We start from the raw sequence: 15,242 nt of genomic DNA, 5'->3' as shown, positions 1-15,242 counted from the left end.
AGATTGTGGCTTAATTTAAACTTGTAAAAAATCTTTTTAAAGCAGTTATAAGCTGTTCATCATATTCCATCATATGATTGTCATATTCTGTAAAGTAGGAATATTTAGGTTCTTTGGATATTTCAAAAATTTTTTGACCCATTGCAAATGGAACAATTGTATCTTTTTTTCCATGTAAAACCATTATTGGCATATTTATGTTTTCTATTTTTTTATCATTTTCATATCTATCTTTTAACAAAATACTTACAGGTAAGTATGGATAAAAATTTTTTGCAGCAGCTACCATTGAAGTAAACGGCGTTTCTAAAATTAATCCACCATATTTTTTATTTTGTGCAATTTCAGTTGCAATACCTGTGCCCAAAGACTCTCCATATAATATTATATTTTCTTCTTTTACTCCTTTATTAATAATCCAGTTAACTGCGCTACGAGCATCAATATAAAGGCCTTCTTCTGTGGGTTTACCTTCATTTCCAGAGAAACCTCGCCAAGCAATTATTAGAAAATTAATATCAATATCTTTGAAATGATTGAGCTTGTATATTCTGTTATCTAATGTTCCTGCATTTCCATGAAAAAAAACTAAAGTTTTTAAATTTTGTAAGTCTTTTTCATGAAACCATCCATTTAAACTCAAACCATCTGAAGTTTGTATTTTAACATTTTCAACATCAACTGCTAATTTATCTCCAAAATAATTATTTTCATTTGGATGATACAAAAGTTTTCTTTGATAAAAGTAAATTGAAATTACTACTGCTAAATAAACTAGTGCTATTGCTATTAATAACTGCAAGATATTTTTTTTAAGTTTTTTTATCATTTTTTTTTTTGGCTAAATATACTCCAAAAAATACAAGTACTGTTCCCAGATAGTGATAACTTTCCAATTGTTCATCAAAGAGTATATAACCATAAATTGCTGCATAAACTGTGAAAATATAAAGTGTAAATCCAGTCAATGATGCACCTAATTGTTTTTGAGCTAAGGTGTATAAAGTAAATGCGATTATTCCTGGTGAAATAGCAGCAAATATTGTCCAAAAGAGAAACTCATTATTAAATACTGTTTTTTGAAAATATAATTCTTCAGCAATATAAAATGGCAATAAACTTACCGCTCCAAATAGAGCGATCAAAGTAAATCTTTGGAAAATTTCTAATTCTGTTTTCCAATAAAATAAATAAATAGAATACAAAGCCCACCCTATTGCTGCTGCTAGCATCCATAAATCACCTATAGTAAATCTCAGATTGATCAGCAGTTCCAAATCTCCTTTAATAATAATTGCAAAAACTCCAATCAAACAAGCAATTAATCCAATTACTTTAGTTAGAGTTATTTTTTCACTAAAAAATAAAGTAGAAATTAAAATGATAAATATTGGCGAAGAAGTATAAATTATACCCATGTTAGCAACTGTTGTTGTTTGTCCGGCTAAAAAAGGGAAAGCTCCACAAACTCCACAGCCCATTGCCCCTAAGAAAAATAATTTTTTATACTCTTTTTGAATAATTTTAAAATTTTTTTTTAACGAAAAGTATGTAAACGGAAGCAAAATAATAAACACAATTGTCCATCTCCAGAATGCTAAAGATATCGGAGGAACAAATTCTACACCACCTCTTGCAACAACTAGATTACTAGCCATAAAAATTGGCTGAATAAATAATAATAAAAAAGACCAGGAGTTTTTTTTATAATCGATCAATTTTAGTAGATTTAGCTTTTATCGAAAAAAGCCTCATAAACCATCATGATGATTGCTATACCCATTAATAAATAAACAGGTAATACATCAAGAAATCCAATCATCATAGATTTTGTTAAAGTTGTAGCTAACCCAACAAGAAAAAATATTGCAAAAGATAAACCTATTATTGTTGTAATTTTATTCATTTATTCCTCACACTCCTTTTCTAGCCATCTTGCTACACCTAAAAATCTGTGATCGTCATAACGATCTCCAATTAGTTGTACTCCTAATGGTAATTTATTTTCACCTTCAAGTAAAGGCAGAGAAATACAAGGGGTTCCAAGATAAGACCACACTTTATTGAATTCTGCTGTTCCCGTGCTCTTCAGCCCTTTAGGAGCAACACCAGGACTAGATGGAGATAAAACACCATGATAATCTTCAAAGACTTCTTGATAAGATTCATAGCTTCTTTTCATAAAATCTATTGCCTCCGCATATTCTTTTGCTGAATACTTATTTCCATTTGCAATGGCTTTTTGCATATAGCTCGATAATTTTCTTTTATACTTTTTATAATAGACAGAAAAATTATTTGCTAAGTCTGTCTCATGGATGATTTGGTGGTATTTATGAATATCCTTAAAATAAGATGGGGTATCAAATGTTTCAACATTTTTAAAAGATTTAATAAAATACTCAAAAGCCTCTCTTGATTTTTTTTCAATCATTTTCCAATGATCAGTTTTATAAAAGATGAACTTTGGTTCAAACAATGGTCCTTTTTTTGTTTCAGATAAGATGTTTTCAGCAGAATAATATATGGTCGCGGGATCGTAAGGATCTTTTTTGATTAAAACTTTTGCTAATAATGCAACATCTTCTACTTTTCTTCCAAACACGCCCATGTGATCTAAAAGATAAGAAGTTTTAAGAACGCCATTTCTTGAAATTAATCCATAAGAAGGTTTGTAGCCAACTACACCACAATAAGAAGCTGGTCTAATTACTGAGCCTCCAGTTTGAGATCCAATTGAAACTGGAGCCATAAAAGAAGCAACAGCCGCAGCTGAACCACTTGAAGATCCACCGGGGGTTCTAGAGTTATCATGTGGATTAGTCGTTTTTGAAGGACCTAAAAAAGCAAGTTCTGAAGTAGTGGTTTTTCCCATCACGATAGCACCAGCTGAGTGTAATAAATCAACAATCTCCGCATTTTGAGAGTACGATTTACCTTTTCTAATTGTAGTTCCACATTCAGTTGGCATATCTATTGTTCCAACAATATCTTTCACAGCAACCGGAATTCCATGTAACGGTCCTAAAGATTTTCCCGCTCTTCTATGGTTGTCGGCCTCTACTGCTTTTTCTAATAAAAGTTTTTTATCAAAGTGAGCCCAAGCTTTTATATCTTTGTCAAACTTTTTAATTCTGTCTATGTACTGTTCACAAACCTCAACTGATGTAATCTGTGCATCTTTTATTTTTGCAGCTAATTCTTCAACACTTAAAGAAAAGATATCACTCATTTAATAAATAAATTTAATTTGCGAATAATGTCTCTGGTAACCATAAAGCTATTCCAGGGAATAAATACATTAATACCATCGCTAATATGACTATTCCTAAGAATGGCATAATTCCTTTAAAGATCTCCATTAGTTCAACATTTTTAGATTGAACACCTTTTAAATAATATGCAGACATTGCCATTGGTGGAGTTAAAAAAGAAGTTTGTAAATTTAATGCAATTAACATTGCAAAAAAATATGGGTTTACTCCAAAAAATTCAACTAAAGGTAAAAATATAGGAACAAAAATAATAAGTATCTCCGTCCACTCTAAAGGCCATCCAAGTAAAAATATAATTATTTGAGTTATAATTAGGAACTGCCAAGGCTCTAGATCAAGTGACTTAAAGAAATGTTCAAAAACTTCATGACCTCCAAGATATGAGAATACTGATGCAAATGTCCATGAGCCGATGAATAACCACATTATCATCGCTGTTGTCTTTGCAGTTAAGAAAACAGATTCTTTAAAATTCTTCCATTTTAATGTTTTATAAAAATAAGATAGTACCAGTGCTCCAAAAGCACCCACTGCAGCAGCTTCCGCAGGAGTTGCGATACCAGCTAAAATTGTTCCAAGTACAAGTATTATAAGTGAGAACAATGGTAAAAACGAAATTAGCACTTCTTTCATAATTACAGCTGTTGGTGGAATTTCTTCTGCCCTTGGTTTTGGAGCAATTGATGGATTTAACCATGCTCTAAAAATTGCGTATCCAATATATAAACTAGCCAACATTAATCCGGGAAATATTGCAGCTGCAAATAACCTTAATGGTGAAAGTTGTGCGATGACCGAATATACAATCAACATGATACTTGGTGGAATTAAAATACCTAAACATCCACCTGCACAAATAATTCCAGATGCAAACTTTTTATCATATCCAGCCTTAACCATTGCTGGCCAAGCTAGAAGACCCATTAGAGTTACAACTGCACCAATAATTCCTGTTGCTGTAGAAAACAATGTGCATGTAATTAAAGCAGCAACTGCCATTGATGCTGGTAATTTGTGAGATGCTAATCTTATAGCAAAAAATAATTTAGCTACTATTCCTGCTCTCTCGACTAGATAACCCATAAATAAAAAGAGCGGGACGGCGGTAAGAACGTTATTATCCATTACCGTATAAGTGTTTTGAACAAAAAGCTGGAAAATCCTATTATCAAATAGGTGTTCCATTTTTGTTGGATCAAAATAAGCATAGTAACCAAAGCCTAAGCCCATTGCCATCAATGTAAATGCAATCGGAAAACCTAAAAGAACAGCAAATAAAAATAAACCCATCATCAAAATGGCTATTTCAGGATTAGTTAAACTAAATAACATCTTTTGTTTCTCCTCCCTCTTCTGCTGCTCTCATTAAAATTTTTTCAGTTTCTTCTGCTACAACCATTCTCGCTGGCCATTGACCAGTTTGAATACATATTATTGATCTAAATACTTCGCTTATACCCTGGATAGTTAATAAAATACCTGACAAGGGTATTAATGATTTTGCCATATAAATTTGAATTTGCGCTGGGCTGTTCCAGCTAGTCTCTTTAATCTTCCACGCTAGAGCTGCATAATCCCAACCATAAAATGCTAAAGCTAATACACCTGGGAAAAAGAAAATAAAATATAATACTAAATCAATCCAACCTTGTGTTCTTGGTTTGAACAATCTGTAAATTACATCTCCTCTAACATGCGCTTCTGTCGATAAAGTGTATGCACCAGCCATCATAAAAATAGCTCCATACATCTGCAAACTAAAATCAAAATTCCATAGTGTTGGAGCATTTAGGGCGTAAGCCATAAAAACTTCATAACAAGTTCCACCCATTAAAATTACGATGCACCATGAAAAGGCTTTTCCCATTGACGTACTGAGATTATCAGCAAATTTAATAAAGGATCTCATCATAGGCTCTAATTAATAGTGGATTGCTTAAAATATTCAAACTAAAAGGGGGCCGAAGCCCCCTTTCAAAAAACGTTAAAATCTATTAGATTTTTACTTTTCCAATAGGTCCAAACTCATTTTCATAAGCTAATTTGTAATTCGGCTGATTCATCAGCAAGTACTTCATTACTTTCTTAGCATACGCTTTTTGTGAGTCTACGATCTTCTTAAAGAAAGCATCTTTCTTAGTGAAGTCACCGATCACTTTATCCCAACCTTTTAGTTGCTCAGCTAGGATCGCGTCTGAAGTTTGGTATACATTTACTTTATGCTCATTCATTAATTTCGCAAGATCGTTTGAGTATCTTACTAGAGCTTTAAAGTAGTTATCACTGTTTGCAGCATAAGCAGCATTTTTCAAAATTGCTTGATGCGCTGGTGATAAGCTATTGTATGTTTTTTTGTTAACTGGAATCTCAAACATCTCTTGAGATTGGTGGAAGCTTCCTAAGTGATAATGCTTAGAAACATCTTGCATACCAAACTGAGAGTCTGAAGTTGGGTTGTTAAACTCAGCAGCTTCAATCAAACCAGTTTTCATAGCTGGTTGAATTTCACCACCTGGTAATTGTCTAACGACCATTCCCATTGCAGTAAGAACGTTAGTTGCAAGACCAACTGTTCTGTACTTCATACCTTTTACATCAGATACTTTAGTTACGTTCTTTTTGAACCAACCAAAAGGCTGTGCAGGCATAGGCATATGGAAGAAACCAATGTAATCGAAACCAACTTTTGCAAGAGTTTCGTCATATAGTTTTCTACCTCCGCCGTATTCCATCCATCCCATAACTTCTTGAGATGACATACCGTATGAAGGACCAGTTCCAAATAAAGATGCAGCAGGGTTTTTACCATACCAATATGCAGTCACCCAGTGACCCATATCTACTACACCAGAACTTACCGCTTGTCCGATTTCTGAAGTTTTTACAACTGCACCAACTGGTTGAAGGTCAATCTTAAGTGAACCACCAGACATTTCCTCTACCATTTTGCAGTAGTCCCCAGCCATTTCAAAAAAGATGTTAGCTCCACTTGGCCAAGCTGCTTGCATCTTTAATGTTTTAGCGTGAGAACCTGCAGTTGCGATGTTTGGCATTGCAACTGTAGCTGCAGCTACAGCACCAGCTTTAGCAGCAGTCTTAAAGAACTTACGTCTTGAAGAAGTTGTATTCTTCAATGATTTTTTTTCTTTAATCATTATTTCTCCTATTTATATTTAGTTAATTAACCAGCGGGCATATAATCATAAACAGACCTAAGAGTCTAAAGTAATACGAAAGAAAAAAGTCACATAAATACTTTAATTTTATGAATAAACGTACAACTATTAATTGTAATTAAATTAAAAAGTCATACTAGCCCAATGACTTATCCAATCAGATTTTGATTTTAAATTTTGGATAAAATTTGGTTTAAAAATTTTAACAGCACTCAACAAATAAACTCTATCATCAAAAACCCTTATTTTTCCCTCTCCATTTGGCTTTGTTTCAATAATTTCTTTAATAAAATTTTCCTCAGTTTTACTGAAAATTGTTACCTGAAAATTACCAAGTGGCTTTCCTTTATCCATCAGCTTAAATTCAAAGAACTCATTTCTTTTATCAAAGGGTGAATTCAAAGCAATAAACTCAAAATTTAATTTTGATTGTTGTTGAAAAAAATCATCAGAATTTGAAATTAAAATTTTTGAAAATCTTTTATAATTTTCAGTTGGTAACTTGTTTGGTTTGTAACTTAATAAAATATCTAAAAAGTTTTGTTCTTTAACAAAATCTTCAAATGCTTTTATGTCATCATATTCTAAGAAACTATATTTTGACTCATAATTAATTACATTAAAGTAGTTATTATTAAGTTTTATCTGTATCGCTGGGAAATTTCCATCTCGTTGTTCAATATCTTTTGTAATATTATTATTATCTAAAAATAATTTTTCTTTTTCATCATTGGAATAGCCAAAGGGGGTGCCTTTAAAGTTTTGACCTATCATAATGTCTATCAATGTTTTATCTTCTACATTTGAATTCTTTTCGAGCCACAATTCATGTGCTAATACACCTTTATTTAAAAAAAAAAGTAAGAAAAAAAATACTATGTGGTTTTTCAAAAATATATTTTTAAAAGCAATCATCATTTATTTATCTTTTATAAGTTTTGTTTTTGCACATGAACTTAGACCAAACATAGCAAATTTAGATATAACTAAAAATGAAAAAAAAACTAATGCAAAACTTGATTTAAGAATTAATCTAGAAGCCATCATCGTTGGAATTGATCCTAATCACTCAAATACTAAAGAATCTGATCAGTCTGATTTGTATGATGAGTATAGAAAATTAAGCCCTGAAAAGTTATTGAAAAAGTTTTATGCAAAATTTGATAGTTTAGATGACAAAATTTATCTAACTAATTCTTCGAATAAATATTTCGGAATTATAGAACAAATTACAATTCCTGAAATCGGAGATATAGAGGTTATACGAGATAGTACCATTGAATTAAGCTTTAAAAATTTACAAGAGGACACTTACCAATTTTATTGGGATGAAAATTTTGGATCAGTAATATTACGTGTTAATTCAAAAGATCAAAGTGAACTTCATACTGAAATAATTACAAAAGAAAGTCTGTCATCAACTTTTAATATTAATGAAGATCAATCAAACATATTCAAGACAATAACTGACTATATTGTTATTGGATTTGAGCACATTCTACCAAAAGGTTTAGACCACATACTTTTTGTTTTAGCTTTGTTTTTATTATCTACAAAATTTAAACCATTATTCTTTCAGGTTACCTATTTTACAATCGCTCACTCAATTACATTGTTTCTTGGTGTATTAAATATTGTAAATATTTCACCCAACATTGTTGAACCTATAATTGCTATTTCAATTGCTTATGTGGCTTTTGAAAATTTATTCACAAATAAGCTTAATAGAGCAAGGCCATTTGTAATATTTATATTTGGTCTTCTTCATGGATTAGGCTTTGCAGGGGTTCTAACCCAGATTGGTATCCCAGATGATTTATTTATAACAAGTCTTGTTTCCTTTAATGTTGGTGTAGAGCTTGGACAAATTGCAGTAATTCTAATTGCATATCTATTGCTAGCATTACCTTTTGGTAAACAAAAATGGTATGACACAAGAATAACAAAACCTATGTCACTTGTTATAGCTTGTGTTGGTTTATATTGGTTTATAGAAAGAACTATCTAATTTTTTTAATAAATATAAAAAACAAAAAAAATTATAAACTAAATCAACTTATCATTTTCATAAATACAGCATTTTTCTGCTGGTATATGAAGTTTGATTTTTTCACCAGGAATTTCAATTTCTCTATTAACTTTAGATTTAATTTCAAAATTATCCATACTAGCAGTAATCAACTTATAATTACCAAAATCCTCAACTTTTTGAACATTTACTTCAACAAGATTTTCTTTCTGGTCATTTGCAATTTTAATAAATTCAGATCTAATGCCTAATTTAATATTCTTATTTTTTAAATTAGATAAATCTGTATTCGTCTTAATTGTTAAGTTATTTATCTTAACACTATTTTCAGAGGTCACTTCACTTTCAAATAAATTCATAGCTGGTGAACCAATAAAATATCCAACAAACGTCGTATTTGGTCTTTCAAATAATTCTTTGGGCGAACCTGTCTGTACAACTTCCCCTTCACTCATCACAATTATATTATCTGCAAATGTCATGGCTTCATTTTGATCATGCGTTACATAAACCAAAGTTGTTTTATATTGTTCATTAATTTCTTTCAGATTTCTTCTCAATCTAAATTTCAAATCAGGATCGATAACTGTCAATGGCTCATCCATTAAAACTGCTGCAACATCTTCTCTAACTAAACCTCTTCCTAAAGATATTAATTGTTTTTGATCTGCTGTTAATTTTCTTGCAGGAGAATTTAAAAAAGACTTTAAATTTAAGGTTTCTGCAACAGAGTTGACTCTTTCATCAATTTTTGCGTTTGAAAAATCTCTACACTTTAATGGAAAAGCAAGATTTTCAAAAACTGTCATGGTGTTATAAATTACTGGAAATTGAAAAACTTGAGCGATATTTCTTTCTTCTGTTTTTAAGTCTGTAACATCCTTGTCATCGAACAATATTTTTCCAGCTGATGGCCTTACTAATCCAGATACAATATTTAACATTGTCGTTTTTCCACATCCAGAGGGACCTAAGATTGCATATCTATTTCCATTCTCCCAAGTCATCGAAAATGGATTTAATGCATAAACTGGATTTGGATCATTAGGGTTATAAGAATGTGAGATGTTGCTTAAATCAATTTTAGCCATTATTCCCTCCAAATGGTGAGGATACTAATTTGCCATCTGCACCAAATGCATATGCTCTATCTATTTTAAAATCTATTTTAATCTTGTCATGAATTTTAAAATTCAAAACCTCTTCTATAGAAATAATAATTTTTATACTTCCTCTTTTTAAATGGAGTAAAGTTTCAGAACCACTAATTTCAGCAAGCTCAACTTCAAATTCATAGCCATTTTCATTAAGCTCAATATCTGATGATCTTAAACCAACCTTTAATCCACTATCTTTTAGATTTGATAGATGGCTAGGTGCTTTTATTTCAATACCTTCAAATCTAATTTTATTATTAGATAGATCTGCTTCAATGATATTCATTGGTGGATCATTAGAAATTTCAGCAACTTTTAAAGAGTTTGGATTCTCAAATATTTCTTTTGCTGGACCTACTTGTAGTACTTTACCTTCATCTAAAACAATTACTTCTCCATTTAATTCCATGGTTTCTCTTGGATCTGTAGTAGAATAAATTAAAATAGTTTCATCAGCCAAACCCCTTGAAAATAAACTCTTAAATTCCTCCCTAAGCTGTTCTCTTAATTTGTAATCTAAATTAACTAAAGGTTCATCTAACAGTAATATTTTAGCATTTTTAACTAATGATCTTGCTAGAGAAACACGTTGTTGTTGGCCACCAGATAATTCTTGGATTTTTCTGTTTTCATAACCAACTAACCCAACTGATTTTAAAGAATCCAATACTTTATTTTTGATTTCCTCATTATCAATTTTCCTTTGTCTCAAAGGAAACGCAATATTTTCAAATACATTTAAGTGAGGATAATTAATAAATTGTTGATACACCATAGCTACATTTCTTTGCCAAACTGGGACTTTTAAAAAATCTTTACCATCAAATTCAATAGCACCACTATCTGGTGTTAAAAGACCAGCTATAGTTTTTAATAAAGTTGTTTTGCCTGATAAAGTTCGTCCAAGGATCGTATACAAATTCCCCTCTTTAAAATTAAATGATACTTCGTTTAAGTGATACTCTTCACTTGGCTTAAAAGTTAAGTTGTTAGCAATTAAATTCATTATTTAATTGCTCCTGACAGATTTCCTTTAGATAGATATCTCTCAACTATGAACGCTACTATAATTAAAGGTGCAACTGAAACTAATGCAGACGCTGACAAACTCCACCATGGAGTAACTGATGAATTCAGCGCAACTATTTTAACTGGTAATAACTGCACTTCTGTAAAAGTTAAAATGAACGCAAAGAAAAAATCTATCCATCCAAAAATAATACAAAACATACCAGCAACAATTAATCCTGGTATAGAATTTGGTAGCACCACTTTTAAGAAAGCTTGATAAGGATTACATCCATCAATCAAGGCTGTCTCATCAATTTCTCTTGGAACTTTGTTAAAGAAATCAACCATAATCCAAACGGCAATAGGCATCAGTAAAACAATATAAACTACAATTAACCCTAAAAGACTATCCAATAGATTAATTGAACTTAAAAATAAGAAAAACGGAATTGATAAAACAATTGGTGGCATAATTCTTTGAGAAATAAAGAAAAATGTAATGTCATTATTTTTTACGAAACCTGCTTTAAATGTATATCTGGATAACGCATAAGCTGACAGTGTACCAAGAATTATACTGATTAAACTCGCTGTGCACGTAACAAATAAACTATTGAAATAAGGTTCTACAATATCAACTCCACCTTGAGCAGGAGATTTTATCAAAACTTTCCAGCCTTCTAAATTAGGTTCAAAGTCTACCCATGGTAGGTAAGTAACCCCTCCATTTACAGATTGAAAATCTTTAAATGACGTAGTTAGAGCCCAAAGAAAAGGAGCAACAACAAATACTGCCCAAAAAATAATAAAAAAATATTTTAAAAATGTATAAAGTTTGCTCATAATTTATTCTTTTAAAAGTAATTTAGTTAAAACTTTTGCAATAATTGTTAAACTTATGATCATGATAATTAAGTAAGTAAAAGACATCGAGGCCGCATATCCCATTTGAAACTCTCTTAATCCTTTAATAAAAATATAAAAACTTGATGTTTCAGTTGCAGTTCCAGGACCACCTGAGGTTAAAACATACACCGTATCCATAATTTTAGATGCCTCAATTAATCTTATAATTATTGCCCCAATTGATATGGGAGCCATAAGTGGAAAAGTTACATAAATAAATTTTCTAACAGGACTAGCTCCATCAATTGCAGCTGCCAAAAATGGTTCTTTAGGTAATGATAATAATCCCGCTAATAAAAGTAGAAACATAAAAGGTGTCCACTGCCAAACCTCGACTATAATAACTGTAAATTTTGCAAGAGCTGGGTCGGTTAACCATTTGGGAGATAAACCAAAATTAGATAAAATATCATTTACAGGTCCTAAAGACTCATGAAAAAATGTACGCCAAATAACCGTCATGATAACCGGTGTTGTCATCATAGGTACTAAAAACAAAACTCTAAAAAATCTTTTAAATTTGATGTCTTTCCAAACCATGTGTGCGAGAGCAAATCCAATCACATACTGTAGAATTACTGTTGTAACTGACAAAAAACTTAATCTAAAAAAAGATTCCCAAAATCTTGGGTCGTCAGTAAAAAGACGTATATAGTTTTCTATACCTATAAAATCTAAGCCCGGATTATAACTATTCCATCCAGATAAACTTAACCTTACCACAAAAATAATTGGAAAGATTAAAATTCCAATAAGCACAAATAGACCTGGAAACAAAAAGAAATATTTATGCTTAAAGTTCATTTATAAATTGGATTATATTATTTTTTTTATATGTGGCCATTTTAATAAATGGCCACATAAATTAAGTATTATTATAGTTGGTTGTCTTCCATTTTGACACCAACAGCGTAGGCATCTCTTACTGCTTTTTTACCTACTCTGCTTACAATTGCTTCCCACTCTTTAGCAACTTCATCTAGTGCTTCCTGAGGAGATAATTGTCCTGCTAAAGCTTTAGAAGTTCCTGTAGCGACAGCACTTGTAAACTCAAATACACCTGGAACTCTTAGTGGGAAAACTCTGTTTTGACTTTTCTCCATATCTAAAAGTGTTTGTGTATAACTGTTAGCGATCTCTGGATCCCAACCCATACTATTAATATAAATATTAGGGTCGAAGTCAGAGTTTTTGAATGGGTTTACACCAAATCTACCTATTGCTAAGTCAGCTTGGTGGTTTGCTCCGTTTGAGAAGAAGCAAAGATAATCAAACGCCATATCTTTTACTTTACTTTTCTTAGCAACACCAACTGCCCAACCCCAAACAATGTAAGGAGCTTGGTTGTATTGGTTTTCCCAGCTATTTGTAACTCTGTTCCAAACTCTATTAGCACCTGGAAGTGGAGCTGTACCTACTTTGTTTTTAATAGGACTATCATCTTGCATCGCAGCAATAAATGCATCATCCCATGAAAAACTAAATAAAGTTTGTCCACCACCAAAAGATCCAATTTCATCACCTAGACCAAAGTTAATTCCTCCTGGAGGAACATATTTAGTAGCCTCAACCCAATCAGTTAAAGCTTCAACGAAACCTGGATTATTAATGTTTGGTTTCATAGTTTCTAAATCAAAAAAGAAACCACCTGGAGTTCTTGGATTTTTAGCATATGCAACTGATCTGCTGAAAAAAGCTGCGAACATTAGGTCGTCTTTTTTCATAACTTCAGCTGAACCATATTCTAACTCACCGTCTCCATCCCAGTCCCAACCATTAAAGAATTTAGCCATTTCAGCATACTCTTTCCAAGTTGTTGGAACTTTTAGATCTTTTCCTGTCTCTGCTTTATATTTTTTTTGCATTTCAGGATTATCAATGACGTCTTTTCTATATTTTAGATAATGTCTATCACCATCAACTGGGTACTGGTACATAGTTCCATCCCATGAAGATACGCCCATATGAGATTTAGTTACGTCTTTCATCTCTGTTGAGTTCATATACTTCTTAGGAACTGGTGCTAAATATCTTTTCCAGTCATTGATAAAGTTAGAAAATCCAAACACAATATCGTAAGGTGCTTGTCCAGCTTGGAAAGGAACCATCGCTTTAGAATACAAATCACCTGCTGGTGTATGTGTTACTTCAACTTTAGCTCCAGTTAATTTTTCAAACTGTTCAGCATGAAGAGCTGTTGGCTCTCCCATTACTGGAATTGCGTGAGTATTTATTTTTAGAGTTTTTCCTTTATAATTTTTCTTAGACATTTCTTCATAAGAACAATCACCTGGAATATCTCCTGTTGCTTTGATATGCGGGAATTGATCACTCCACTTATCTGCATATGCCATCGGGCTAAATATCATCATGCTTGATATTACGGCCGTTAAGCAAGTTTTTATTATTTGCATTTTTTCCTCTCCTCTTTTTAATTATGGAACTAAAACAGCTCGGCCCTTAACTTTACCCTCGTTAAGATCATGGAGTGCTTTATTAGCATCGTCTAATTTATATTCTTGCATGGATAATTTGACTAAACCTTTGTTAGCCAATTCCATTAACTCATATAGTTCAGACCACGTTCCCACTAAATTTCCAATTATACTTTTTTCAGCAATGATTAAATCAACTGCAAGGCTTTTTATTTCTTCACCATAACCGACGATGTAATAACTTCCTCCGCCTCCAGTCATTTTTAATCCCATTGATGTTGATCCTTTTTCTCCAACAAAATCTATTACAGCCTCAGCACCTTTACCTTTTGTTAGCTCCAGTACTCTTTCAACTTCATTACCATCAATCAGAACACCCTCATCACCACCAAGTGGCATAGCATGATCTAAAGCTGTTTTGGATTTTTCAACAATAATAATATTTGCTGCACACATTGCTCTTAAACATTGAATTGCAATATGACCCAAACCTCCAGCGCCAATTATCACACAATTTTGTCCAGGTAATAAATGCCTAGATGCTTTTTTTACAACTCTATAAGCTGTAAGTCCTGCGTCTGAGAACGGTGCAACATCTTTAGGTGTAAGTACCGTTGGTAATTTAATTAAATTTCTAACACTTGTTTTTAATAACTCTGCATACCCACCTTCTTTAATACTTAGCCCTGGAAAAGCACCTGCCTCAGCATGCATATCATTTCCCCTTCTACAATCTAAACATGTTCCATCTGTTCCTGAGATTAAAGGGTGTAAGATTACAGGATCACCTTTTTTAAAAGTTGTTACATCTTTTCCAACTTCCTCAACCCATCCTGCATTTTCATGTCCCATAACACATGGTAATAACTTTCCATCTGGATCTTGAATATGTTTCCAAACACCTTCAATGATATGAAGGTCAGTTCTGCAAACACCCGCTGCTCCGATCTTAACTATTACATCTGATGATTTTTCTAATTTTGGATTTGGCATCTCTTCGCCTGTGACCCATACTTTTTCTTTCATTTCAGGATCGTATTTATGTAAAACTTGTGCTTTCATTTATTATTCTCCCATTAATTATTAAATTAGCTTATTAAAAACTAAGTTTTGTTGGGAGTCTTTTTAAATCAAAACTGTCCAGTTTATTTACATATTCAACCTGGGGTTGGTTGTCATCACATATCTATATAATTAATATAATTTCTTATGAGCACTCCTCTAAACGTAAATAATGAGATTAAATTTATTCT

Annotated in this window: 15 protein-coding genes; 1 reads left to right on the top strand and 14 read right to left on the bottom strand. The window is 32.0% G+C overall.

What is annotated here, in order from left to right; genetic code table 11:
• Nucleotides 1-10 precede the first annotated feature (10 nt).
• The 8 genes from B9N70_RS06600 to B9N70_RS06570 form a co-directional block, all read right to left on the bottom strand.
• Nucleotides 11-829 carry an alpha/beta hydrolase gene (locus B9N70_RS06600; RefSeq protein ID WP_085115002.1) on the bottom strand — a complete coding sequence of 273 codons (819 nt, stop codon included), beginning with the start codon at nt 827-829 and terminating at the stop codon, nt 11-13.
• Nucleotides 813-1,658 carry a DMT family transporter gene (locus B9N70_RS06595; RefSeq protein ID WP_231909393.1) on the bottom strand — a complete coding sequence of 282 codons (846 nt, stop codon included), beginning with the start codon at nt 1,656-1,658 and terminating at the stop codon, nt 813-815. Before B9N70_RS06595 ends, B9N70_RS06600 begins: the two co-directional genes overlap by 17 nt.
• Nucleotides 1,659-1,729: 71 nt before the next feature.
• Nucleotides 1,730-1,906: a hypothetical protein gene (locus B9N70_RS07110; protein WP_172819960.1), complete on the bottom strand. Its 177-nt coding sequence runs from the start codon at nt 1,904-1,906 to the stop codon at nt 1,730-1,732.
• Complete coding sequence (locus B9N70_RS06590; protein ID WP_085115001.1) at nt 1,907-3,232, bottom strand: amidase; 1,326 nt, start codon at nt 3,230-3,232, stop codon at nt 1,907-1,909.
• 13 nt (nt 3,233-3,245) lie between these two features.
• Nucleotides 3,246-4,607, bottom strand: a complete 1,362-nt coding sequence (locus tag B9N70_RS06585; RefSeq protein WP_085115000.1) for a TRAP transporter large permease — start codon at nt 4,605-4,607, stop codon at nt 3,246-3,248.
• Nucleotides 4,597-5,184: a TRAP transporter small permease subunit gene (locus B9N70_RS06580; RefSeq protein WP_172819959.1), complete on the bottom strand. Its 588-nt coding sequence runs from the start codon at nt 5,182-5,184 to the stop codon at nt 4,597-4,599. Before B9N70_RS06580 ends, B9N70_RS06585 begins: the two co-directional genes overlap by 11 nt.
• Before the next feature lie 85 nt (nt 5,185-5,269).
• Complete coding sequence (locus B9N70_RS06575; protein ID WP_085114998.1) at nt 5,270-6,430, bottom strand: TRAP transporter substrate-binding protein; 1,161 nt, start codon at nt 6,428-6,430, stop codon at nt 5,270-5,272.
• Between the two features lie 144 nt (nt 6,431-6,574).
• Nucleotides 6,575-7,342, bottom strand: coding sequence for a DUF4198 domain-containing protein (locus tag B9N70_RS06570; protein WP_231909392.1), 768 nt, complete (start codon nt 7,340-7,342; stop codon nt 6,575-6,577).
• Between B9N70_RS06570 and B9N70_RS06565 the strand changes: the two genes are divergently transcribed.
• Complete coding sequence (locus tag B9N70_RS06565) at nt 7,227-8,459, top strand: HupE/UreJ family protein (protein ID WP_231909391.1); 1,233 nt, start codon at nt 7,227-7,229, stop codon at nt 8,457-8,459. The two genes, B9N70_RS06570 and B9N70_RS06565, sit on opposite strands and share 116 nt — an antisense overlap.
• A 38-nt stretch (nt 8,460-8,497) precedes the next feature.
• Here B9N70_RS06565 and B9N70_RS06560 read toward each other — a convergent pair whose 3' ends face one another.
• The 6 genes from B9N70_RS06560 to B9N70_RS06535 form a co-directional block, all read right to left on the bottom strand.
• Nucleotides 8,498-9,571: an ABC transporter ATP-binding protein gene (locus tag B9N70_RS06560; RefSeq protein WP_085114996.1), complete on the bottom strand. Its 1,074-nt coding sequence runs from the start codon at nt 9,569-9,571 to the stop codon at nt 8,498-8,500.
• Nucleotides 9,564-10,643, bottom strand: coding sequence for an ABC transporter ATP-binding protein (locus B9N70_RS06555; protein WP_085114995.1), 1,080 nt, complete (start codon nt 10,641-10,643; stop codon nt 9,564-9,566). The genes B9N70_RS06560 and B9N70_RS06555 overlap by 8 nt, the downstream gene beginning before the upstream one ends.
• Entirely contained in the window at nt 10,643-11,491 is an 849-nt protein-coding gene (locus B9N70_RS06550) for a carbohydrate ABC transporter permease (protein WP_085114994.1), read from the bottom strand. Before B9N70_RS06550 ends, B9N70_RS06555 begins: the two co-directional genes overlap by 1 nt.
• A gap of 3 nt (nt 11,492-11,494) precedes the next feature.
• Nucleotides 11,495-12,358, bottom strand: a complete 864-nt coding sequence (locus B9N70_RS06545) for a carbohydrate ABC transporter permease (protein WP_085114993.1) — start codon at nt 12,356-12,358, stop codon at nt 11,495-11,497.
• 71 nt (nt 12,359-12,429) lie between these two features.
• Nucleotides 12,430-13,908 carry an extracellular solute-binding protein gene (locus B9N70_RS06540; RefSeq protein WP_231909390.1) on the bottom strand — a complete coding sequence of 493 codons (1,479 nt, stop codon included), beginning with the start codon at nt 13,906-13,908 and terminating at the stop codon, nt 12,430-12,432.
• A gap of 81 nt (nt 13,909-13,989) precedes the next feature.
• Nucleotides 13,990-15,051: an NAD(P)-dependent alcohol dehydrogenase gene (locus tag B9N70_RS06535; protein ID WP_085114991.1), complete on the bottom strand. Its 1,062-nt coding sequence runs from the start codon at nt 15,049-15,051 to the stop codon at nt 13,990-13,992.
• Nucleotides 15,052-15,242: the final 191 nt, after the last annotated feature.

Origin of the sequence: Candidatus Pelagibacter sp. HIMB1321, assembly GCF_900177485.1 — a bacterium.
In the GTDB taxonomy this organism is placed as follows: Bacteria; Pseudomonadota; Alphaproteobacteria; order Pelagibacterales; family Pelagibacteraceae; genus Pelagibacter.
This window is presented reverse-complemented; position numbering and strand designations above follow the sequence as displayed.

Excerpts from the sequence above, each read along its gene's own strand:
- B9N70_RS06600 (WP_085115002.1), bottom strand. The coding sequence starts at position 829 with ATGATAAAAAAACTTAAAAAAAATATCTTGCAGTTATTAATAGCAATA.
- B9N70_RS06595 (WP_231909393.1), bottom strand. The coding sequence starts at position 1,658 with ATGGCTAGTAATCTAGTTGTTGCAAGAGGTGGTGTAGAATTTGTTCCT.
- B9N70_RS07110 (WP_172819960.1), bottom strand. The coding sequence starts at position 1,906 with ATGAATAAAATTACAACAATAATAGGTTTATCTTTTGCAATATTTTTT.
- B9N70_RS06590 (WP_085115001.1), bottom strand. The coding sequence starts at position 3,232 with ATGAGTGATATCTTTTCTTTAAGTGTTGAAGAATTAGCTGCAAAAATA.
- B9N70_RS06585 (WP_085115000.1), bottom strand. The coding sequence starts at position 4,607 with ATGTTATTTAGTTTAACTAATCCTGAAATAGCCATTTTGATGATGGGT.
- B9N70_RS06580 (WP_172819959.1), bottom strand. The coding sequence starts at position 5,184 with ATGAGATCCTTTATTAAATTTGCTGATAATCTCAGTACGTCAATGGGA.
- B9N70_RS06575 (WP_085114998.1), bottom strand. The coding sequence starts at position 6,430 with ATGATTAAAGAAAAAAAATCATTGAAGAATACAACTTCTTCAAGACGT.
- B9N70_RS06565 (WP_231909391.1), top strand. The coding sequence starts at position 7,227 with ATGTCTATCAATGTTTTATCTTCTACATTTGAATTCTTTTCGAGCCAC.
- B9N70_RS06560 (WP_085114996.1), bottom strand. The coding sequence starts at position 9,571 with ATGGCTAAAATTGATTTAAGCAACATCTCACATTCTTATAACCCTAAT.
- B9N70_RS06555 (WP_085114995.1), bottom strand. The coding sequence starts at position 10,643 with ATGAATTTAATTGCTAACAACTTAACTTTTAAGCCAAGTGAAGAGTAT.
- B9N70_RS06550 (WP_085114994.1), bottom strand. The coding sequence starts at position 11,491 with ATGAGCAAACTTTATACATTTTTAAAATATTTTTTTATTATTTTTTGG.
- B9N70_RS06545 (WP_085114993.1), bottom strand. The coding sequence starts at position 12,358 with ATGAACTTTAAGCATAAATATTTCTTTTTGTTTCCAGGTCTATTTGTG.
- B9N70_RS06540 (WP_231909390.1), bottom strand. The coding sequence starts at position 13,908 with ATGGCATATGCAGATAAGTGGAGTGATCAATTCCCGCATATCAAAGCA.
- B9N70_RS06535 (WP_085114991.1), bottom strand. The coding sequence starts at position 15,051 with ATGAAAGCACAAGTTTTACATAAATACGATCCTGAAATGAAAGAAAAA.